General features: G+C 70.9%; 21 protein-coding genes. 16 read left to right on the plus strand and 5 right to left on the minus strand.

Translation table 11 applies throughout. From position 1 onward, the window contains the following. Positions 1-18 precede the first annotated feature (18 nt). Entirely contained in the window at positions 19-3,474 is a 3,456-nt protein-coding gene (locus FU260_RS17840) for a bifunctional proline dehydrogenase/L-glutamate gamma-semialdehyde dehydrogenase (protein ID WP_147918262.1), read from the minus strand. A 125-nt stretch (positions 3,475-3,599) separates the two neighbouring features. Between FU260_RS17840 and FU260_RS17845 the strand changes: the two genes are divergently transcribed. Beyond that, entirely contained in the window at positions 3,600-4,322 is a 723-nt protein-coding gene (locus FU260_RS17845; RefSeq protein WP_147918263.1) for a helix-turn-helix domain-containing protein, read from the plus strand. Positions 4,323-4,338: 16 nt separating this feature from the next. On the opposite strand, the gene FU260_RS17850 is transcribed toward FU260_RS17845, so the two are convergent. After that, on the minus strand, positions 4,339-4,857 hold the full coding sequence (locus FU260_RS17850; RefSeq protein WP_147918264.1) for a hypothetical protein: 519 nt from the start codon (positions 4,855-4,857) through the stop codon (positions 4,339-4,341). Positions 4,858-4,927: 70 nt separating this feature from the next. On the opposite strand from FU260_RS17850, the gene FU260_RS17855 reads away from it, so the two are divergent. Beyond that, entirely contained in the window at positions 4,928-5,578 is a 651-nt protein-coding gene (locus FU260_RS17855) for a TetR/AcrR family transcriptional regulator C-terminal domain-containing protein (protein ID WP_147918265.1), read from the plus strand. Positions 5,579-5,613: 35 nt separating this feature from the next. Here the strand turns inward: FU260_RS17855 and FU260_RS17860 are convergent, their stop codons facing one another. Further along, complete coding sequence (locus FU260_RS17860; protein WP_147918266.1) at positions 5,614-6,633, minus strand: Rossmann-fold NAD(P)-binding domain-containing protein; 1,020 nt, start codon at positions 6,631-6,633, stop codon at positions 5,614-5,616. 87 nt (positions 6,634-6,720) lie between these two features. On the opposite strand from FU260_RS17860, the gene FU260_RS17865 reads away from it, so the two are divergent. After that, a complete protein-coding gene (locus tag FU260_RS17865) occupies positions 6,721-7,839 on the plus strand; it encodes a hypothetical protein (protein ID WP_147918267.1) in 1,119 nt (372 codons plus the stop codon). Between the two features lie 119 nt (positions 7,840-7,958). Here FU260_RS17865 and FU260_RS17870 read toward each other — a convergent pair whose 3' ends face one another. After that, entirely contained in the window at positions 7,959-8,411 is a 453-nt protein-coding gene (locus FU260_RS17870; protein WP_235912274.1) for a TetR-like C-terminal domain-containing protein, read from the minus strand. A gap of 28 nt (positions 8,412-8,439) precedes the next feature. Here FU260_RS17870 and FU260_RS23675 point away from each other — a divergent pair, with 28 nt between their 5' ends. After that, positions 8,440-8,661, plus strand: a complete 222-nt coding sequence (locus FU260_RS23675) for a hypothetical protein (RefSeq protein WP_168211583.1) — start codon at positions 8,440-8,442, stop codon at positions 8,659-8,661. Positions 8,662-8,718: 57 nt separating this feature from the next. Beyond that, positions 8,719-9,174, plus strand: a complete 456-nt coding sequence (locus tag FU260_RS17875; protein ID WP_147918268.1) for an anthrone oxygenase family protein — start codon at positions 8,719-8,721, stop codon at positions 9,172-9,174. Positions 9,175-9,245: 71 nt separating this feature from the next. Here FU260_RS17875 and FU260_RS17880 read toward each other — a convergent pair whose 3' ends face one another. Next, positions 9,246-9,704 carry a DUF6326 family protein gene (locus FU260_RS17880; protein ID WP_147918269.1) on the minus strand — a complete coding sequence of 153 codons (459 nt, stop codon included), beginning with the start codon at positions 9,702-9,704 and terminating at the stop codon, positions 9,246-9,248. 107 nt (positions 9,705-9,811) lie between these two features. Here FU260_RS17880 and FU260_RS17885 point away from each other — a divergent pair, with 107 nt between their 5' ends. The 11 genes from FU260_RS17885 (at position 9,812) to FU260_RS17935 (ending at position 18,781) form a co-directional block, all read left to right on the plus strand. Further along, entirely contained in the window at positions 9,812-10,480 is a 669-nt protein-coding gene (locus FU260_RS17885) for a TetR/AcrR family transcriptional regulator (RefSeq protein ID WP_168211843.1), read from the plus strand. A 70-nt stretch (positions 10,481-10,550) separates the two neighbouring features. Next, positions 10,551-10,973: an OsmC family protein gene (locus FU260_RS17890; RefSeq protein WP_147918271.1), complete on the plus strand. Its 423-nt coding sequence runs from the start codon at positions 10,551-10,553 to the stop codon at positions 10,971-10,973. A 3-nt stretch (positions 10,974-10,976) separates the two neighbouring features. Next, positions 10,977-11,729 carry a hypothetical protein gene (locus tag FU260_RS17895; protein ID WP_147918272.1) on the plus strand — a complete coding sequence of 251 codons (753 nt, stop codon included), beginning with the start codon at positions 10,977-10,979 and terminating at the stop codon, positions 11,727-11,729. Between the two features lie 48 nt (positions 11,730-11,777). Next, the gene (locus tag FU260_RS17900) at positions 11,778-12,578 is read left to right on the plus strand and encodes a thymidylate synthase (protein ID WP_147918273.1); all 801 of its coding nucleotides are present in this window, start codon (positions 11,778-11,780) and stop codon (positions 12,576-12,578) included. A 10-nt stretch (positions 12,579-12,588) separates the two neighbouring features. Beyond that, entirely contained in the window at positions 12,589-13,062 is a 474-nt protein-coding gene (locus FU260_RS17905) for a dihydrofolate reductase (protein ID WP_328593000.1), read from the plus strand. 5 nt (positions 13,063-13,067) lie between these two features. Then, on the plus strand, positions 13,068-13,883 hold the full coding sequence (locus FU260_RS17910) for a DUF4129 domain-containing protein (RefSeq protein ID WP_147918275.1): 816 nt from the start codon (positions 13,068-13,070) through the stop codon (positions 13,881-13,883). Further along, positions 13,880-14,380, plus strand: a complete 501-nt coding sequence (locus FU260_RS17915) for a vWA domain-containing protein (RefSeq protein WP_147918276.1) — start codon at positions 13,880-13,882, stop codon at positions 14,378-14,380. Before FU260_RS17910 ends, FU260_RS17915 begins: the two co-directional genes overlap by 4 nt. A 15-nt stretch (positions 14,381-14,395) precedes the next feature. Then, complete coding sequence (locus tag FU260_RS17920; RefSeq protein ID WP_235912273.1) at positions 14,396-15,394, plus strand: AAA family ATPase; 999 nt, start codon at positions 14,396-14,398, stop codon at positions 15,392-15,394. Then, positions 15,391-16,746 carry a DUF58 domain-containing protein gene (locus FU260_RS17925; RefSeq protein ID WP_147918277.1) on the plus strand — a complete coding sequence of 452 codons (1,356 nt, stop codon included), beginning with the start codon at positions 15,391-15,393 and terminating at the stop codon, positions 16,744-16,746. Before FU260_RS17920 ends, FU260_RS17925 begins: the two co-directional genes overlap by 4 nt. Continuing rightward, positions 16,743-17,378, plus strand: a complete 636-nt coding sequence (locus tag FU260_RS17930) for a hypothetical protein (protein WP_147918278.1) — start codon at positions 16,743-16,745, stop codon at positions 17,376-17,378. Before FU260_RS17925 ends, FU260_RS17930 begins: the two co-directional genes overlap by 4 nt. A gap of 167 nt (positions 17,379-17,545) precedes the next feature. Continuing rightward, positions 17,546-18,781 (plus strand): D-arabinono-1,4-lactone oxidase, encoded by a 1,236-nt coding sequence (locus FU260_RS17935; protein WP_147918279.1) that lies wholly within the window; start codon positions 17,546-17,548, stop codon positions 18,779-18,781. The last annotated feature ends 4 nt before the right edge of the window (positions 18,782-18,785 follow it).

The following is an 18,785-nucleotide window of genomic DNA, read 5'->3' on the forward strand; positions in this document are numbered from 1 at the left end:
ACCCGAGCAGGAGAATGCTCAGTGCTCAGTGGTGGCCAGGTGTCCGAACCGGTGCATCGTGCGGGAGATCGCCTGCTCGCGCAGCACGTAGAGCAGCTCCCGGCGTCCGGATGCGAGCACCTCGCCAGGTAGCGGGTCGACGTCGGCACGCTCGTCCGCCGCCGCCTGCCACAGACCGGGCACCTCGCCGATCACCCGGAGGCGGCCGGTCACGTCCCCAGCAGCCACTCGGTGGCAGAAGTCCTCGTCGGACTCCACACCCCAGCCAAGATCGCCGACCTCGGCGCCGAGCAAGCTCTGCGCCGCACTGGCCACGTCCGGGTGCAGGCTCACCTCCACCGGTACTCCGGCACAGGCGGCGGCGAGCACCATCCGGCCCACCTCCACCGGGAGGCCGTCGGCGCCGGCGCGCACCGCCAGCAGAGGGGCGGGCCGGTACCGGAAGATGTTCGCCTCGGCGCGCAGCCCGGTCAGGTCGCTCTCTTCGCGGTAGTGCTCGTCCCGCGCCCAGGCATCGCTGGCCACCGACGCACGCAACCACTCCGCCTGAGCGGGGTCGGCCGCCAGGCGCAGATACGTGCCGAGCAGATCGGCCACCCGGCTGCCGACCGCACCCTGGCCGTGCGGTCGTTCCCGCGTGGTCCAGGCGCCGAGCTGGGCCACATAGTTCGGCCCGCCGGCCTTCGCACCCGGGCCAACCGAGGACCGCTTCCAGCCACCGAAGGACTGCCGCTGCACGATCGCACCGGTGATGTGCCGGTTGATATAGGCGTTGCCGACCTCGACATGCGCCAGCCAGTGCCGGATCTCGTCCTCGTCCAGGCTGTGCAGCCCGCCGGTGAGGCCGTAGGCAGTGGCGTTCTGCCACTCGATCGCCTGCTCCAGAGTCTCGGCGGTCATCACGCCGAGCACCGGGCCGAAGTACTCGGTGAGGTGGAACGGAGAGCCCGGCCAGACCCCTTCCTTCATCCCGGGGGACCAGAGCCGCCCGGTCTCGTCCAGTTGCCGCGGCTCCACCAGCCAGTTCTCCCCCGGCTCCAACCGGGTCAGTGCCGTGTGCAGCTTGCCCTGCGGGGGCTCGATCACTGGGCCCATGGCGGTGCTCAGGTCGGTCGGCCAGCCCACCGGGAGCGAGGCCACCGCATCGATGAGCTGGCGGCGGAACCGCTCGGAGGTGGCCACCGAGCCCACCAGGATCAGCAGCGAGGCAGCCGAGCACTTCTGCCCGGCGTGTCCGAACGCGCTCCGCACCGCGTCCGCGACGGCGAGGTCGTAATCGGCGCTCGGGGTGACGATCAGGGCGTTCTTCCCGGAGGTCTCGGCGAGCACACCGGGACCACTGGGGTGCTCGGACCGCCACGAGGTGAACAGCCGGGACGTCTCATAGCCGCCGGTGAGAATCACCCGGTCCACCTCCGGGTGGGCGACCAGACGCTGACCGGCCCCCTCCTCCTCGGCGCGGACGATCTGAATGGTCTCGGCCGGGATTCCGTGCTGGGCCATCGCGGCATGGATCGCCGCCACTGCGATCTCCGCGCACCCAGGCACCGGCGGTGCCGGCTTGATCACCACGGCGGACCCCGCTGCGAGCGCGGCCAGCATGCCCCCGGTGGGGATCGCCACCGGGAAGTTCCACGGTGGGGTGACCAGCACCACCGAGTCGGCGGTGAAGGTCAGCCCCTCCTCCTCCTCGATCCTCGGCAGTTCCTCGGCGCGGTCGGCGTAGTACCGGGCGAAGTCGATCGCCTCGGAGACCTCCGGGTCCGCTTCGGCCACCGTCTTGCCACCCTCGTGGCTCATCGCGGTGACCAGCTCACCGCGCCGGGCCTCCAGCTCGTCGGAAACGGTGCGCAGCACGGCGGCACGTTCGCTCGCCGGCCGAACCGCCCACGCCGCGGCGGCGGACCGGGCACGGGCCACTGTGCGGTCCACATCCTCGGCACCGGCGAGCATCGGGGAGGTGAGCTCACGGGCCGGGGCGTGGACCCACTCCCGTGCGGCGGCCCGTACCTGCGGCAGAGCGGGATCGGAGTCGGTGGTGTTCACGAACGTATCCGGCGTCGCCGGCCGGATGTCCGTGCGCCGGCGCTGCGCGCTCAGCTCGGTCGCCGCAGCCACGCTGGCGCGGAACCGCGCTTCCTGGTCCGCCATCGGCGAGAGGCTCACCTCATCCCCCTCGTGCGGGGCGAAGATGGCGTGCACGAAGTTCTCCGGGGCGGCGTTCTCCTCCAGTCGCCGCACCAGGTAGGAGACGGCAACGTCGAAGTCCTTCGGGGCGACCACCGGCGTGTACAGGATCAGCGGTCCATGGGTGTCCACGTCCGCCGCTACGGCTCGCGCCTGAGCCGGAGCCATGCCCTGCAGCATCTCCACGTCCATCGACCGGGTCACCCCGCGAGCGGTGGCGAGCTGGAAGGCGAGTGCCAGGTCGAACAGGTTGTGCGAGGCGACGCCGGTGCGGACCGCATCGGCCACCTCCGGGCGGAGCATCCGGTCCAGCATGCGCACATAGTTGGCATCGACGTCCGCTTTGGTGGGGTACGGCGCCTGAGCCCAGCCGTGTACCTCCGCCTCGACCCCTTCCATCGCCAGGTTGGCCCCTTTGACCAGCCGCACCTTGATCGGGGCGCCCCCGCCGGCCACCCGCTTCTGCGCGAACGTGGTGAGCCGCTCCAGTGCCGCCACCGAGTCCGGCAGGTAAGCCTGCAGCACGATGCCCATCTGCAGCTGGGCGAACTCCGGCTCGGAGCAGATCGCCTCGAACACTGCGACGGTCAGGTCCAGGTCGCGGTACTCCTCCATGTCCAGGTTCACGAACGCCGCCGGCGACTTGGCTGCCGCCGTGCGGTAGAGCGGACGAAGCCGCTCCAGCACGCGCGCCACGTTCTGCTCGGTGTTCCAGGTGGAGAGCTGGGAGACGAGCGAGGAGACCTTGATGGAGACATAGTCCATATCCGGGCGCTCCAGCAGGGCACGGGTACGTTCGGTGCGGGCGGCGGCTTCGCTCTCGCCGAGCACCGCCTCACCGAGCAGGTTGATGTTCAGCCGGCGGCCGTCCGCCTTGGCGTGGGCGAGGTGGTTCGCCAGGGCCGGGTCCTCAGCGTCGACCACCAGGTGACCGACCAGCTGACGCAGCCGGGTGCGCGCGAGGGGCACTACCACCGAGGGGGCCAGCCGGGAGACGGCCGCACCGGCACCGAGCATCAGCCGGTCCACCGGGGAGAGGAAGCCCCCGGCCGCGGACGCGGACAGCCGGGCGAGCTCCCGGGCGGCCACCCGCAGGTCCTCCGGCCGGGCCACCCGGTCCACGAACCGCACGGCCAGGTCTAACCCCTCGGGGTCGGCGACCAGCGCCGCCAACCGCTTGCTGGTCCGAGATTCGGCACCGGTGGTGGACTGGGCGGTCGCTTGAGCCCACCGGTGCGCCAGCTCGACGGCGGGCTCGACGGCAGAGTCGATCGTCGCAGAAGTCATGACACCATCTTGCGCCGGATCCTGGCTCTGCGTCTTGTCGGATCGCCGCGGCGGCACCCGCGCATCGGTACCAAGGGTGTTCACCGGCGTCACCCGGCGGGCAGCCAGTAGCATCAGCCCTCGTCATGTCCACTCCTGCCGACCGGGCTCGCAACGCGCTCAACCCGGCGATGTCCGAGCTGTTCGCCTCGCTGACCACCACGATGTTCTGCGCCAAGGACGTCACCGGGGCCTACGTCGCGGTCAACGACGTGTTCGTGGCCCGCACCAGCGAGCGCACCCGGGCCGCTGTGCTCGGCCGCAGGGCCCTCGAGCTGTTCGTCACCCCGCTGGCACTGCGGTACGAGAAGCAGGACGCCGCTGTGCTCACCGGGCGCACTCTGCGGCACGAGCTGGAGCTGATCCGCCGTCCCGGTGGTCGGCCGGGCTGGTACCTGACCACGAAGGTGCCGCTGCGCACCGACGGCGAGATCGTCGGCGTCGTGAGCATCTCCGAGGACCTGCACGTGGCCACCGAGACCGCCGAGCCACTGCAGTCCCTGGCGCGAGTGCAGGAGTGGATCGCAGCGCACCTGGAGGGGCCGATCCAGGTGGCGGACCTGGCGGCAGTCGCCGGCTGCTCCCGGCACGCACTGGAGCGGCGCACCCGCCGGGTGTTCCACCTCTCCCCCGCCCAGGTGGTGCTGCGGGCCCGGATCGACCGCGCCGCCGAGCGGCTGACCACCACCGCTCTCCCGATCGCGCAGATCGCCACCACCTGCGGCTTCTACGACCAAGCGGCCTTCACCCGCACCTTCGCCCGGGTGACCGGGGAGACCCCGGCCCAGTTCCGCCGTCGGGCGTGGTGACCTGCGCGATCGTTCGTCAGCCGACCGAGGCTTTCGTGGTGGCAGCGTCGGTCCGTGCCGGTAGCAGCGCCCAGGGCCGGCGATACCGGACCAACGTCCCGATCAGCACTGCGGCCAGGAGCGCCGCACCACCGTCGGTCACCGCGCTGGGCAAGATCCCGGGCACACCGTAGCGCTCGATCACGGCGGTCCACATCTGCGACGGGATCATCGCGAATCCCAGTCCCTGGGTCAGATTGACCGCGAGAACGACCCAGAACAGCCACCGCGACCGCAGCCAGAAGGCCAGAATTCCGAGTGCGTTCCCGAGCATGTAGAGGCAGCCGACGATCCGAAACCCGGTGGTGAAGCCGGGGGCCTCCCCGCCCGGGTCCGCCCCACCCGCCTGCGTCATCATCGTCTCGATCAACGCGACGTCGACCACCACGAAGTTCTGCAGCGTGGTGCCGATCAGGAAGACGACGGAACACAGAGCGGTCAGCACCTGCAGCGGTCGGGTCCACCGGGACGGGGTCAGGGCGGGCGACGAGGACATGATCTTCCTTCCCTATCGGTGATAGGGAAGGACTCTACCACCGATAGAGGGTCTGCTAGATTCCGGTGATATGCCCATCGACCCGCCCCCCGAAGCGCCGACCCACGCCCAGGGAAGGACCCGGCTCGATCGCAACCGGATCGTCACCGCGGCCATCCAGCTGCTGGACGAGGAGGGGATCGCCGAGCTGAGCACGCGTCGGCTGGCGGCACGGCTGGGGGTCCGATCTCCGACGCTCTACTGGCACGTCCGGGACAAGGCCGAGCTCCTCGACCTGGTCGCCGAGGAGCTGTGCGCCGACAGCTTCGACATCGACGCCGGACTGCCGTGGCGCAATCAGCTCGAGCAGGGTCTGCACCAGTTCCGCTCCCTGGTCCTGGCGCACCGGGATGTCGCGGCGTTGCTGCGGGACCGGCCACCCCATGGTCCGAACCGGCGGGGCCACATCGAGACAACGGTGCGGATCCTGCTCGAGGCGGGACTCACCGTCGAGGATGCGGCGGGAGTCTCACGGCTGCTCGTCTCGCACGTGCTGAGCACCCACCCTGGCGATCTTGCCCCGCTGGCCGAGGCCGCCGGCGAGGTCGGCTCGAGTGACGACTATCCGAACCTGCGCCGTGTCGCTCCAGCCCTGGCCGGACTCTCGGGGGATGCACTGTTCGAGCTGGGGATGCAGGTCATTCTGGATGGCATCGAGGCGCGCCTGACCGCACACCGCTGACGGGCGAGCTCAGCCGATGCTGGAAGAACCCGCGATCAGCGCCGCTGCGCGGCTAGCCAGGCGTCCTCAGCGGCATAGTCGAACAGGTGGGCGCCCATCGCGGCGAACTCGGTCAGCTCGGTGCGCCACTCCCCGGCGGCCGCCACCTCCTCGAGCCAGTCCAGATAGTCCGGCAGCGCCTCCACGTAACCCAGCACCGGCCGGTAGCCGAGGTCGCGGCCGGCCGCCGCCATGTCCAGCACGATCGGGGTGGGCACCGACCACGGCGTGAGCCCGAGGGTGCCCTCCGGGTAGCCGTGCAGCCGGTGCACGGTGAGCTCATGTCCGCGCGCGGCACCGACGCTGGCCACGATCTCGGCCACGGTGAGGGCCGCTGGGTCGGCCACGTTCAGCACCCGGGCGCCCGGACGACCCGCGGCCAACCGGACCAGTTCGGCAATGGTGCGAGCCGCCGTCGTCTGGAACCGGGAAGCGCCGCTGTGGGCGAGGAGAACCTCGCGGCGGCCGTCGAGGATCCGCTTCAGCACGTACCACTCGCGGGGGTTACGCGCGTACCGGCCATGAATGGCACCCGGGCGCAGCACGGTGACCAGAACGTCACTGGCGAGCCACCGATGCTCATAGCCGACCTTGCCACCGGCGTAGCCGGGCAGGTCCGCCGACACCGTCGCCTGGTCCTCGGCGATCGGCACCGGGAGCTGCGGCGGGTCCGCCGAGCCGAGGGTACGCCCGGCCTCGTCGGCGTACACGGCCGCACTGGAGAGGACGACGGCGGAGCCCAGCCGGTCGGAGTGCGCGAGCACCCGCTCGGCGTCGGTGGCGTCGAAGCCGACGCAGTCCACGAGCAGGTCCACCCCGTCCCCGATCGCTCGCGCCAGGCCTGCCGGGTCGGCGTAGTCGCCACGCACCTCGGCGACACCGAGCTCGGCCAGGCCGGGGGCCAACGGCCGGCTGCCCCGGTGCAGTACTCGCACCGCCCAGCCCTCTCGGGCGAGCGCGCCGGCGGTGGGCACTCCGGTCTGTCCGTTGCCACCGAGGATGAGGGCCGTGGTCACCTGGTCAGGCTAGGCCGGGGCAGCGACGGGGAGAAGTGCCCGCTGCCGAGAGCAGAACCGCGCAGGGGCCGCCATAGGGTGGTGGCCATGACCACCGCTGAGCAGATCGCCGCGTGCGAGCGCACGTTCCGGCGTTACGGGCTGCCGCTGCTGGTGCACGGTCACAGCGCTCGGCGGGATGTGTTCGGGCGAGCGGCACCGTTCCTGGTGGTGGTGCTGCTGCTGGAGGCGTTCGCCACCATCCAGCTGGACTGGCCGTGGTGGCTGAACCTGCTCGCGCCGATCGGCGTACTGGCCGCGCTCGGGGCCTCCTACGCCGGCCTGAACGTGGCCCGCGGCCGGCGCTGGTCCACGCTGCCGCAGGACGTCGGCGGTCCGGAGCTGGCATTCTTCGTACTCGCTCCGGCGGTGCTGCCGGTGCTGTTCGGCGGGCAGTGGGTCACCGGTCTGGTGAACGCCTTGGTGAACGTGCTGCTCCTGCTGGGGGTCCGGGCCGTGGTCGGTTACGGCCTGGCGGCGACCCTGTGGTGGGGTATGAGCCGGGTGGGCAGCGAGCTCGGTTCCTCGCTGGTGCGGCTGATCCGGTTCCTGCCGTTGCTGCTGATCTTCTCCATCGCGCTGTTCTACAACGCCGAGGTCTGGCAGGTCTTCGACCACACTCCCGGGGCCTCGGACGTGATCCTCGGCATCTTCTTCGCGGTCCTGATCCTGGTGATCCTGTCCATGCGGCTGCGCCCAGAGACCGCCGAGGTGCTCACCCGGGCCGAGGCCGAGCACCCGACCGCGGGCGATCTTCCCGCGCTCACCCGCGCGCAGCAGTTCAACGTCACCGCGATGGTCGGTGCCAACCAGCTTCTCCAGGTGATCGTGGTCAGTGCCGGTGTCGGACTGTTCTTCTTCGCCCTCGGCGTGCTCACCATCACCCCGGGGGTGCTGCAGGAGTGGGGTATCGACGGCGGCACCTGGCAGGTGGAGCTTCCGTTCTGGGGCGAGACGCTGCTGGTCAGCCAGACCCTGCTCCGGGTCTCGGTGGCGCTGGCCACGTTCACCGGGCTCTACTACGCCATCTCGGTACTCACCGACGCGGTCTACCGAGCCGACTTCATCGACGAGATGGTGGTGAAGATGTCCGATGTGGCCGGTCATCGGGTCACCTACCACCAGCTGCTCAGCCAGGCTCGGGCCGGCGCCGACCAGCCCGGCTGAGCGGGCGACCCCGGCACCCGGCCAGCCCGGCTGAGCGGGCTCTCCGGCACCCCCGCCAGCCCGACCGCCCCGCCACTGTTCCCGGCCGGGCACGGGGCGCGAGGTGAGCAGCTGCTCCCTCAGCCGAAGATCTGCGCGATCTCCGTGATCCGCTCCTCCCGCTGCTGCGGTGGCAGCCGGCCGTCCCGCTCCAGGACGGCGACTCCGTGCAGCATGCTCCAGAACAGTTCGGTGCGGGTGTCCGCGTCCGGGCTCTGACCGAACAGCACCACGAGTGCATCGAATGCCCGGCGCAGCTGAGCCGGGGTCTGCTCGCTGGCGAACCTGTTCAGCGAGGGCATCTCGAACATCGCCGCGTAGAGCGCGCTGTGCTCGCGCGCAAAGGCGAGGTAGGCACGGGCGGTCTGCGCTACTGCCTCTGGATGGGTCGGCTCGGGAGGCACCCGGTCCGCGAGCTGGGCGAACCCGCTGCGGGCGACCGCTGCGATGATCTCTGGGCGCCCGTGCGGGAAGTGCTGGTAGAGCACCGGCTGGCTGTAACCGATCGCGGCAGCCAGCCGGCGCACCGTCACCGCCGGCCAGCCCTCACTCTCGGCGATAGTGCGCGCCGCCGCGACGATCGCTGCCTCCCGGTCCGGCGGCGCCGCTCCCGCTCTACCGCTCGCCGCCTCTTTCGGCTTCGAGCCCGCTCGTGTCGGCGCGCCCGCTCGCGTGCTCGCACCTGTTTTCGGGGTCGAGTCCGCTCGCGTGCTCGCCGTCGCTCTCCTGCTGCTCACCGCTGCCCCTGTTCACCACTGGACCCTGTTCACCACTGCAGCCTAGCAATGCTAGATTGCCTTCGTTACCATACCTAGCGTTGCTAGATTCGAGGAGGATGCCATGTCCGAACTGCTGATCGGCGCCACCATCGTGGTCGCCGGCGTCCTGGTCGGCGTCGAATTCTGCGTCGCTGTCCTGGTCAACCCGATCGCGGACCGCCTACCCTCCGGCGGCGGCCTGACCTTCCGCAGCTCCGCAGGCCGACTGCTGGGCACGGTGATGCCGCCCTGGTACATCGCCACGGTGGTGCTGGCCGTGGTGAGCACTGTCCTGCTGCGCTCGTCGTCCGCAGGGGTACTCAGCGGCGTCGCCGCCGCGCTGTTCGTGGCCACGATCGTGCTCGCGGTGACCGTGCTGGTACCGATCAACAACCGGGTCAAGGCGTGGTCAGAGGGCGACCACCCACCGGACTGGCGCCGCCAGGTGCAGCGCTGGGACCGATGGCACCTCCTCCGGGTGCTGCTCTGCACCGCCGGGCTCATCCTGCTAGTGACGGCGGCTCTCACCGCGCCCTGAGCCCGCGCGGCTCCGAGCACGTGACCATCTGCCAGGTCGCGGCCGAAGAGAAGGCGCGACACCTCCGCCCGTCAACGCTCCAGAACGCCGTCCTCAGTGCGCCAACGAAGCGCGGCGTAGCCCACGAGGAAGGCAGTTGTCGCGATCTCGATGATCGAGAAGTAGGCGTAGTGCAGGGTCAGGCCGCTACCGACGAGCAGCGATGCCGCCTGCACCACCGTCATGACGCTGCCTGCCGCAACGGTTGCCCACCGGGCCACCTTCCGCGGCGCGATCCGGGACACCAGCACCATCGCCATCGGGATCGACATGAGCACAGCCGAGCCGAGCAGGAAGCCCTGGGTGACCGCGATCTCGCCGGCGCGTCCCGCCAGCAGTTCTTGCAGATGCGGGGCGTAGTAGAAGCCCAGCACATCGCAGTAGAGATAGTTCAGTGTCGCGAACAGCCAGAGCGCTGACACCAGGCGGCGCGGCCGCAGCCACCCGGATCCGGCTCGTTCGGGCGCGGGCGCCGGAGTGATGGTGGCCATGAGGTCTCCCTGAGTCTGAGCACCCGGCTGCCCGGCGCTGTCTTACGCTGTAAGATCGACCTTACAGCGTAAGATCGATGAGTCAAGAGGGTCAGTCAGGAGGAGTAGTGAAGGTCACGCCGAGTGCACAGGAAGCGATCACCCCGGAGCGCATCGTTCACGCTGCCGTCAAGATCGCCGACGCGGAGGGGCTGGCCGCCGTCACGATGCGCCGGCTGGGCGCCGCACTCGACCGCGAGGCGATGACGCTCTACCACTACACTCCGAGCAAGCACGCGCTACTGGCGGCTCTGATTGACCACATCCTCGGCCAGATCGCACACGAGTCGGCACGCATCGCCCACGACGACTGGCGAGACACGGTGCGGAGCCGCTGTCTCGCCGCACGTAGGCTGATGCTCCGCCACCCCTGGGCTCCCGCCCTGATCACCGCGCAGGACGAAACTCCGGCTGCAGCGTGGCCGATCTATGAGTTGCTCATCGCCACCGTGACCGCCGGCGGATTCGACAACGAGCTCTCCCACCGCACTGTGCACGCCCTCGGGTCGATGCTGTTCGGCTTCAGTAGCGAGCTGTTCCAACCTGACGCGCAGTCCCCCGAGCCCGATCCCGCGGCCATGCGCGCGATGGCGGAACGTTTTCCGCACTTGGCGCGGATGGCATCCGCCGTCGTGCACGAGAGGGATGGAGCGCTCTCGATGTGCGACACCCGTGCCGAGTTCATCTTCACTCTCGACCTTGTCCTGGACGGGCTCGAACGCGCACGCACGGCCTGACTGCCTGCTCCAGCCCCGCCACCCTCGTCCCCAGTTCCGCCGCAGACCGGTGCGTGCGAAGATCGGGGACATGCAGGAATCTCCCGACCAGGTGTCGATCGAACGCTCCAGCACGCGCCGCTACGTCGCCCGGAACGACCGCGGTGCCGAAGTGCAGATCGGTGGTGAGGAGACCGATGCGGTCTTCACACCCGGCGAACTTCTCGCCATCGCGCTCGGTGCCTGCAACGTGATGAGCGCGGACATCCCGCTCAGCCGACGCCTCGGCGAAGACTTCACGGCGAGCGCCACGGTGCACCGGACCAAGCTCGCCGAGGAGAACCGGTACACCGCCGCCGCTGTGGAGCTGGTACTCGGACCCGAGGCGGCCGGCCGGCTGGCCGAGCTGGAGCCGGTGATCACCCGCGCGGTCGAGCGCGGCTGCACGGTGGGACGTACCCTCGAAGCCGGGCTGACCGACAGCCTGACGATCCGCGCCGACCCGGAGGGGTGATCTGTGCCTCGTAAGCCAACTCGCAGCGAGCGGCTGCTGGACTCTGCTGTGACCATCCCGAGCCAACGGATCCGCGGCTACGTCGACTCCGTGCGCCGGGACCATCCGGACGCCGACCCGGAGGAGATCATCGAGATCCTCACCAGTCGGTACCTGTGGACGGTCAGCGGCTCTGGTGGGGCTGTCGGTGCGGCCGCCGCGTTCCCGGTGGTGGGCACCACGGCTGCCCTCGCCCTGACCGCCGGACAGGTGACCGCGTTCCTGGCTGCCTCGAGTGCGCTCTGCCTCGCGGTCGCCGAGGTGCACGGGATCGGCACTGAGGACGCCGCCCGCCGCCGGGCGCTCCTGCTGAGCACGCTGGTCGGCGAAAGCGGACCACGGCTGCTGGAGCAACAGTTCGGCCTGTCCACGGCTACCTGGGGAAGGGTGCTGCTCACTCGGCTGCCGGTGGCCACGGTGAAGACGGTGAACCGCACGCTGCGTGGCCGGATGGCCAAGACGGTGATCACTAAGGGGTCCACCGTGTTCCTCGGCCGGTTGCTGCCGTTCGGCATCGGCGCGGTGGTCGGCTTCGTGGGATCGCGGGCGATGGGAAAGAACCTGATCGTCGGGCTGGCCGAGGCGTTCGGCCGGCCTCCGGCGGACTTCCCCCACGAGATCGGCGCCGCCTCGGAGGCGGCCGCGATCGAGGGCGATCTGTTCGCCCGGGCCGACACCCTGATCGAGCCGGCCGGGGAGGACTCGGACGCGCCCTGAGTGCGGAGCATGCGGTCCGCACCGGTGTCGCCGACCTACACTGCGGGTATGCCGGACACCCAATTCGAAGACCTGCTCGCCCATGTGCTGAGTGAGGGCACTGCGAAATCGGACCGGACCGGCACCGGCACCCGATCGGTCTTCGGCCACCAGCTGCGCTACGACCTCCAGCGCGGCTTCCCGCTGATCACCACCAAGCGGGTGTTCCTGCGCGGACTGGTCGAGGAGCTGCTGTGGTTCCTGCGCGGATCGACCAACGCCAACGAGCTGATCGCCAAGGACGTCCACATCTGGGACGAGTGGGCTGACCCGGCCACCGGTGAGCTCGGCCCGGTCTACGGCGCCCAGTGGCGGTCCTGGCCCACTCCGGACGGCGGCCACATCGACCAGCTGGAGCGTGTCCTGCAGCAGCTGCGCGAACAGCCCGACTCCCGGCGGATTCTGGTCTCGGCATGGAACGTCGCCGAGCTGGACAAGATGGCCCTCGCCCCCTGCCACGCGTTCTTCCAGTTCTACGTGGCCGACGGCAAGCTCTCCTGCCAGCTCTACCAGCGCAGTGCGGACCTGTTCCTCGGGGTCCCGTTCAACATCGCCTCCTATGCGCTGCTCACCCACATGGTCGCCCAGCAGAGCGGCCTGGCCGTCGGCGACTTCATCTGGACCGGCGGCGACTGCCACATCTACGACAACCACACCGACCAGGTGCGCACCCAGCTGGACCGGGAGCCGTACGAGTTCCCCACCCTCGAGCTGCACCATGCACCGGACCTGTACTCCTACACCTTCGATGACGTCCAGGTGCTCGGCTACCAGCACCACCCCGGGATCAAGGCGCCGGTGGCCGTCTGAGATGTTGGGAATGATCTGGGCGCAGGCCCACCACCGAGTGATCGGACGGAACAACGACCTGCCGTGGCATCTGCGCGAGGACCTGAAGCACTTCCGCACCACCACCGCGGGCGATGCGGTAGTGATGGGTCGCCGGCAGTGGGAGTCGCTGCCGGAGAAGGTGCGCCCGCTGCCTGGCCGGCGCAACGTCGTGCTCACCCGGGACCCGGACTACCAGGCACCCGGCGCTGAGCTAGCCGCGAACCTGGAGCAGGCGCTGGCGCTGGTGGCCGATGAGGACGCGTGGATCTGCGGCGGCGGGCAGGTCTACGACGAAGCGATCGACCACGCCGACCTGCTGGTGGTCACCGAGATCGATCTGTCGGTCGAGGGCGACACGTACGCGCCGCAGATCGGCGCCGAGTTCCAGACCAGCGAGGTCGGCGCTTGGCAGCAGGCCGAGAACGGGGTGCGGTACCGGATCCTCACCTACCGGAGGCGATAGCACCGGTGCCCTCCCCTGATCCGTCGACGACGCCGGACGCCTCGCCCCGAGCCGGCGACTCGGCGTCGGGGCGCCGGCTGCACGCCCTCACCCAGATCGCGGCGGTCGGCTTCGTGGCGCTGTTGCTGGTGGTCGCCGCGACCGCGACCGGCGCGTGGGAGCTGAACCCGGCCTGGGAGGTCGAGGGACCGAGCACTACCGACGCCCCGCCCCCGCCGCCGGCCACCGGGGTCCCGAGCCAGACGCCATCTCCCGATGTGCCCTTCGATTCCGACGACGTCCCGACCCCGGACCTGACCTGGCTCGCCGTGGTGGTGAGCGTGATCGTGGCGGCAGTGTTGCTGCTCGTGCTGCTCCGGGTGCTCGCCTACCTGCGCCGTCCCCGGGCCGAGGACCTCCCGGATCCGGGCACCAGTGCCGACTACGGCGAGGAGGAGCCGGAGCCGGACCTGCCGGCGCTGCACGAAGGGGTGCGCCATGCCGTGGAGCAGCTGCGCGCGGTGGGGCCGCCGCGGGACGCCATCGTCTCGGCCTGGTTGGCGATGGAGGAGGCAGCCGACCGCTCCGGTGTGCATCGCCGGCCGGCGCAGACCCCCACCGAGCATGCCGCGGCCGTGCTCGCCCGCACCGGGGCGGACTCCGAGGCCACGGACACCCTGCTGCACCTGTATCACCGGGCCCGGTTCTCCAACAGCGAGCTGGGCCGGGCGGATGTGGACCGGGCCGGACGTGCCCTGGAGGCGCTGGCCGCGTCCTGGCCCGAGCTCGCTCGCGGGTCGAGCAGCAGTCCCGCCGAGCCCGCCACCGGAGCGGACCGGTGACCCGCGCTGAGGACCGGCGGGACCGACGCGCCGCGCTGGGCAGGCGCTGGGCGCCGTTGGCCGCCGCGATCGTCACCCCGTTGTTCGCGCTGCTGATCGGCGCCGACCTGCCGCATGCGCTGCTGCTCGGCGGCGGGCTCGTGATCGCCACCCTGGTCAGCCGAGCGTTGCCGTACGGCAACCGCGCCGCCTGGCCGGTGCTGCCCTACGGCCGGCGCGCCGGCGCACGGCGGGACGTGTCCAGCCTCACCTGGACGATGATCGACCGAAGCGGGTCGATCTCCTCCACCGGTGAGCAACGGCTGCGCACTGTGCTCACCGCTGCGCTGGAGCTGCGCGGAGTGGACCTGGACTCGACCAGTGGCCGCGAACAGGCCGCAGCTGTAGTGGGCTCCGGTGTGGCCCGCTGGCTCAGCGACCCCGAGCCGCCCACCCCGGATCCGCGTGCGGTGCGCCGGACCATCGCCCATCTGCTCGACGAGAACGTCACCACCTGAGAAGAAAGGTATCTCGTGACCGAGACCCCCATTGCCCCGCTGTCTGCCACCCAGGTCGCCCACCTGGGCGAGCAGGTGCTGACCGAGGTGAGTTCCGTCGTCGTGGGCATGACCGAGCCGCTGCGTACCGCGCTGGCCGCGATCTGTGCCAGCGGCCACGTGCTGTTCGAGGATGTGCCCGGCCTCGGCAAGACGCTTGCTGCCCGGTGCCTGTCCGCAGCGCTGGGCCTGGAGTTCCGACGGTTGCAGTGCACACCGGACCTCCTGCCGGCGGACATCACCGGCTCGTTCGTGTACGACCCGGCCAGTTCCGACTTCACCTTCCGCCCGGGGCCGCTGTTCGCCGGGCTGTTCCTGGCCGACGAGATCAACCGCACGCCACCGAAGACTCAGTCCGCGCTGCTGGAGGCGATGGCCGAGCGGCAGGTCACCGTGGAGGGCACCAGCTACCAGCTGCCGAGGCCGTTCCACGTGCTCGCCACCTCCAACCCGGTGGAGTACGAGGGCACCTACCCGCTGCCCGAGGCCCAGCTGGACCGGTTCATGGTGCGGCTCTCCGTGGGCTACCCGGACGCCGCCGGTGAGGCGGACGTGCTGCTGCGCCGGATCGAGCGGCGCCAGGAGGAGGCCACCGTGGCGCAGGTGACCGACGCGGACACCCTGCGCGCGATGCAGGCCGGGGTGGAGGCTGTGGACGCCGACCCCGACGTCGCTCGCTACTGCGTGGACCTGGCCGTGGCCACCCGGTCCCATCCGGCGGTGGAGGTCGGTGCCTCTCCGCGCGGCTCGCAGGCGCTGCTGCTGGTGGCCCGCGCGCGGGCGGTGCTGGCCGGGCGGGAGTTCGTCACCCCGGAGGACGTCAAGGCGATCGCGGTACCGGCCCTGGCGCACCGTCTGGTGCTCACCCCGGCCGCCTGGGCACAGGGCACCACACCGGAGGCCGTGGTCGCACAGCTTCTCGACGAGGTGCCCGGGCCCGCGGCGACCGCGAGCGCGGGTGCACACCAGCAGTGAGCTCGCCGCGCTGGTTCGTCGGGCTGGAGTCGCTGACTCTGGCTGTGATCGGCGTGCTCGCTCTTGCCGTGGGCGTGCTCGCCCGGCGTCCGGACGTCGCACTGCTCGGGGTCCCGTTCCTGCTCAGCTTCGCCTGGGGCTGGATCACCCGCCCGACGGCGCAGCCTCAAGTAGTCCTGCGCCGCACCGCTGCACGGGCTCGTGCGGGCGCAGTGGGTGCCGAAGTACAGCTGCAGCCCACTGCCGGTGCGGACGTGACCCGGCTGCGGCTCTCCTCGACCGGGTTCCGCCCGATCGAAGCGCTGGTCGATGCCCGGACCGAACGGACGGTGCCCGCCGAGCTGGCCACCGCCCGCACCGGCATGCAGGAGATGTTCCGGCTGGACCATCTCAGCTCCGGCTTCGACGCTGCGGTGCTTTCTCCGGTGGAGACCGCGCCGCCGTTGCGGGTGACCGTGCACCCGCCGCTGGTCACCCTGCAGGGCACCCCGGTCCCGCCACGGCTGGCCGGGCTGACCGGTAACCACACCTCCCGCCGCCCGGGCGACGGCACGGACTTCCGCGATGTGCACCTGTTCACCCCGGGCGACCGGCTGCGCCGGATCGACTGGCGGGTCAGCGCACGGCGGTCCCTGGACGTACGCACCGGACGGTTGACCGAGCTCTACACCCGCCGCACGTTCGCCACAGCGGACGCGTCGGTGATGCTGGTGGTCGACTCCCGGGACGCTGTCGGCCCGGACGTGTCCGCCTGGGGCGGCGGACAGGCTGCGGCCGTGGACGAGCCGATCTCCTTGGACCTCGCTCGGGAAGCAGCGGCCGCAATCGCTCATGTGGTGCTCGCTGCCGGGGACCGGGTGGGGCTGGACGATCTCGGGCTGCGCCGCCGGCCGGTGCGCCCGGCGGCGGGCCGGAGCCAGTTCGAGCGGATCTCCCGGCGGCTGGCGGCGCTGCACCCGGAGAGCTTCCCGACGCCGCGCAAGCGGGCCCCCCAGGTGCCCTCTGCCGCGTTGCTGGTGGTGTTCTCCACGTTCCTGGACGACGAGGCCGCCCGGATGGCCCGGACCTGGCGCGGGCAGGGGCACCGGGTGATCGCCGTGGATACGCTGCCGCCGGTGCGCACCACCGAGCTGGACTCGCTCGGCGACTTCGCCTACCAGGTGGTGCGGCTGGAGCGGCAGGTGCGGTTGGCCCAGCTGGGCCGCGCAGGCGTGGAGGTGCTGCGCTGGATCGACCCGGATGGACCGGCCGGTGCCCGGTCGATCAACGTGGCCTGGCGGCTGCTCACCCGGGCGCACCGGCGCCGCGGCACAGGAGTTCCGGGACGCCCTGGCGCGGGGGTGGCTCGATGACTGTCAGGAACGATGACCCCGGCCGGAGTCCGGGCATGCGTGAGCAGATCGCCTCGATGTGGGGCGACTGGGACGTGACCACCCCGCGGCCGCGGCGCAAGCCCCAGGTACAGCTGCAGCTGGGCCGGTGCGTGCCGGCCTGGCTGGTGCGGTTGGTGGCGGGGCTGCTGGTCGCTGCGGCCGGAGTCTTGGTGGCCAGCGGTGTCACGCAGCTGGTCGCGGCTGGGTTGCTGGCCGTAGGGGTGGCGGTGAGCAAGAACGGCGTACTGCCCGGGGTGAGTGTGGCACTACTGCTGGTGGCCATGCTCCTCCGGCTCCCTGGGGAACCGGGACTGGTGACCGTCTCCGGGCACCCTCTGGTGACGGCGGCGCTGCTGCTGAGTCTGCACGCGATGGTGTTCCTGTCCGGGAAGGTCACCGAGCTGGCCGCTGGAGCGAAGGTCGAGCTTGCGGCGCTGGCGGCTGGGACCCCGGCAGCGGCGGCGATCCAGGCGTTCGCCCAGTTGCTCGGGGTGGTGGTCGCCCTCGCCGGGGACGCGGGCGCCGGAATGACCTGGCTGGCAGTGGTGGCGCTGGTCGCACTGGTGGCGTTGGCCTGGCTCGGCCTACGCGCGCTCCGTCAGCATGCCTAACCCACCCCGCACACCCCTCCCGGCATGAATTGATTCATGCGTCACTTGCGACGCGGAGTCGTGCTCGCTGGTATCGCGCCAGCGGCGGGAGTATCGAACCCGCGACGGGGACCGGTCGCGACCTCCACCGGTTAGATTGTTGCCGACGACCACGGAAGAGGCAGGCGATGACCGAGACGAACTGGGCCGGCAGCTACACCTACACCGCGCAGCGGCTGCACCAGCCGGACACCGTGTCCCAGGCGCAGCGGATCGTGGCGGACGCCCACCAGATCCGGGCACTGGGTTCGCGGCACTCGTTCAACGACCTGGCCGACAGCGCCGGAGACCTGATCAGCCTGGCGGCTCTGCCCGCGGACATCCACGTGGATGCGCAGGCCCAGGTGGTGCGGGTGGCCGCCGGAGTGCGCTACGGCGACCTCGCCGCCGAGCTGGACCGCGCCGGCTGGGCCCTGGCCGCGATGGCCTCGCTGCCGCATATCGCGGTGGCCGGTGCGATCGGCACGGCGACCCACGGCTCAGGTGACCGGGTCCAGAACTTGGCGAGCGCCGTCGTCGGCCTGGAGCTGATCTCCCCTGACGGCGACCTGGTCACCCTCGACGCCGACCACCCTGACCTGCCCGGTGCAGCCGTGCACCTGGGCGCACTCGGGGTACTCACCAAGGTGTGGTTGCGGATCGAGCCGAGCTACCAGGTGGCGCAGTACGTGGTGAACGACGTGCCCTGGGATCACGTCCTGACCCATTTCGACGAGATCACCTCCGCGGCGTACAGCGTGAGCCTGTTCACTCGCTGGGACGCCGATGTGGCGGACCAGGTGTGGCTGAAGAGCCGGACCGGCGAGGTCAGCCTGCCGATGGGTGTGGCGGCTCCTGGTCCGCAGCATCCGATCCGGGGCGTCGACCCGGCCTGGGCCACCGAGCAGGCCGGTCTGGCCGGCCCGTGGTTCGACCGGCTGCCGCACTTCCGGCTGGAGTTCACCCCCAGTGCCGGAGAGGAGATCCAGGCCGAATACCTCGTGCCTCGCCCGGCTGCGGTGGCGGCGATCCGTGCGGTCCGCGACATCGCGCCGCAGATCGCGCCTCATCTGCAGGTGTGCGAGTTCCGGACGATGGCCGCCGACGAACTCTGGCTGTCGATGGCCCAAGGGCAGGACACGGTCGCGCTGCACTTCACCTTCGACCGGGTGCCGGAGGCGGTGCGGGCGCTGCTCCCGCTGCTGGAGGAGACCCTGGCACCGTTCGACGCCCGGCCGCACTGGGGCAAGTGGTTCGCGATGGGCATCGGCCGGCTGGAGCGGCTCTACCCGCGGATGGCCGGCTTCCGCGACCTGGTCCGCCGCTACGACCCCGACGGCAAGTTCCACAACGCGTTCCTGCAGCGGACCGTGCTGGCGCGCTGACCCG

Source organism: Ruania zhangjianzhongii (assembly GCF_008000995.1).
Classification (GTDB): Bacteria; Actinomycetota; Actinomycetes; order Actinomycetales; family Beutenbergiaceae; genus Ruania; species Ruania zhangjianzhongii.

What these genes read in the sequence shown, in the direction of transcription:
- FU260_RS17905 (WP_328593000.1), top strand. Translation starts at nt 12,589, where the DNA reads ATGATCTGGGCGCAGGCCCACCACCGAGTGATCGGACGGAACAACGAC.
- FU260_RS17855 (WP_147918265.1), top strand. Translation starts at nt 4,928, where the DNA reads ATGCCCATCGACCCGCCCCCCGAAGCGCCGACCCACGCCCAGGGAAGG.
- FU260_RS17865 (WP_147918267.1), top strand. Translation starts at nt 6,721, where the DNA reads ATGACCACCGCTGAGCAGATCGCCGCGTGCGAGCGCACGTTCCGGCGT.
- FU260_RS17890 (WP_147918271.1), top strand. Translation starts at nt 10,551, where the DNA reads ATGCAGGAATCTCCCGACCAGGTGTCGATCGAACGCTCCAGCACGCGC.
- FU260_RS17845 (WP_147918263.1), top strand. Translation starts at nt 3,600, where the DNA reads ATGTCCACTCCTGCCGACCGGGCTCGCAACGCGCTCAACCCGGCGATG.
- FU260_RS17900 (WP_147918273.1), top strand. Translation starts at nt 11,778, where the DNA reads ATGCCGGACACCCAATTCGAAGACCTGCTCGCCCATGTGCTGAGTGAG.
- FU260_RS17875 (WP_147918268.1), top strand. Translation starts at nt 8,719, where the DNA reads ATGTCCGAACTGCTGATCGGCGCCACCATCGTGGTCGCCGGCGTCCTG.
- FU260_RS17880 (WP_147918269.1), bottom strand. Translation starts at nt 9,704, where the DNA reads ATGGCCACCATCACTCCGGCGCCCGCGCCCGAACGAGCCGGATCCGGG.
- FU260_RS17935 (WP_147918279.1), top strand. Translation starts at nt 17,546, where the DNA reads ATGACCGAGACGAACTGGGCCGGCAGCTACACCTACACCGCGCAGCGG.
- FU260_RS17930 (WP_147918278.1), top strand. Translation starts at nt 16,743, where the DNA reads ATGACTGTCAGGAACGATGACCCCGGCCGGAGTCCGGGCATGCGTGAG.
- FU260_RS17850 (WP_147918264.1), bottom strand. Translation starts at nt 4,857, where the DNA reads ATGTCCTCGTCGCCCGCCCTGACCCCGTCCCGGTGGACCCGACCGCTG.
- FU260_RS17840 (WP_147918262.1), bottom strand. Translation starts at nt 3,474, where the DNA reads ATGACTTCTGCGACGATCGACTCTGCCGTCGAGCCCGCCGTCGAGCTG.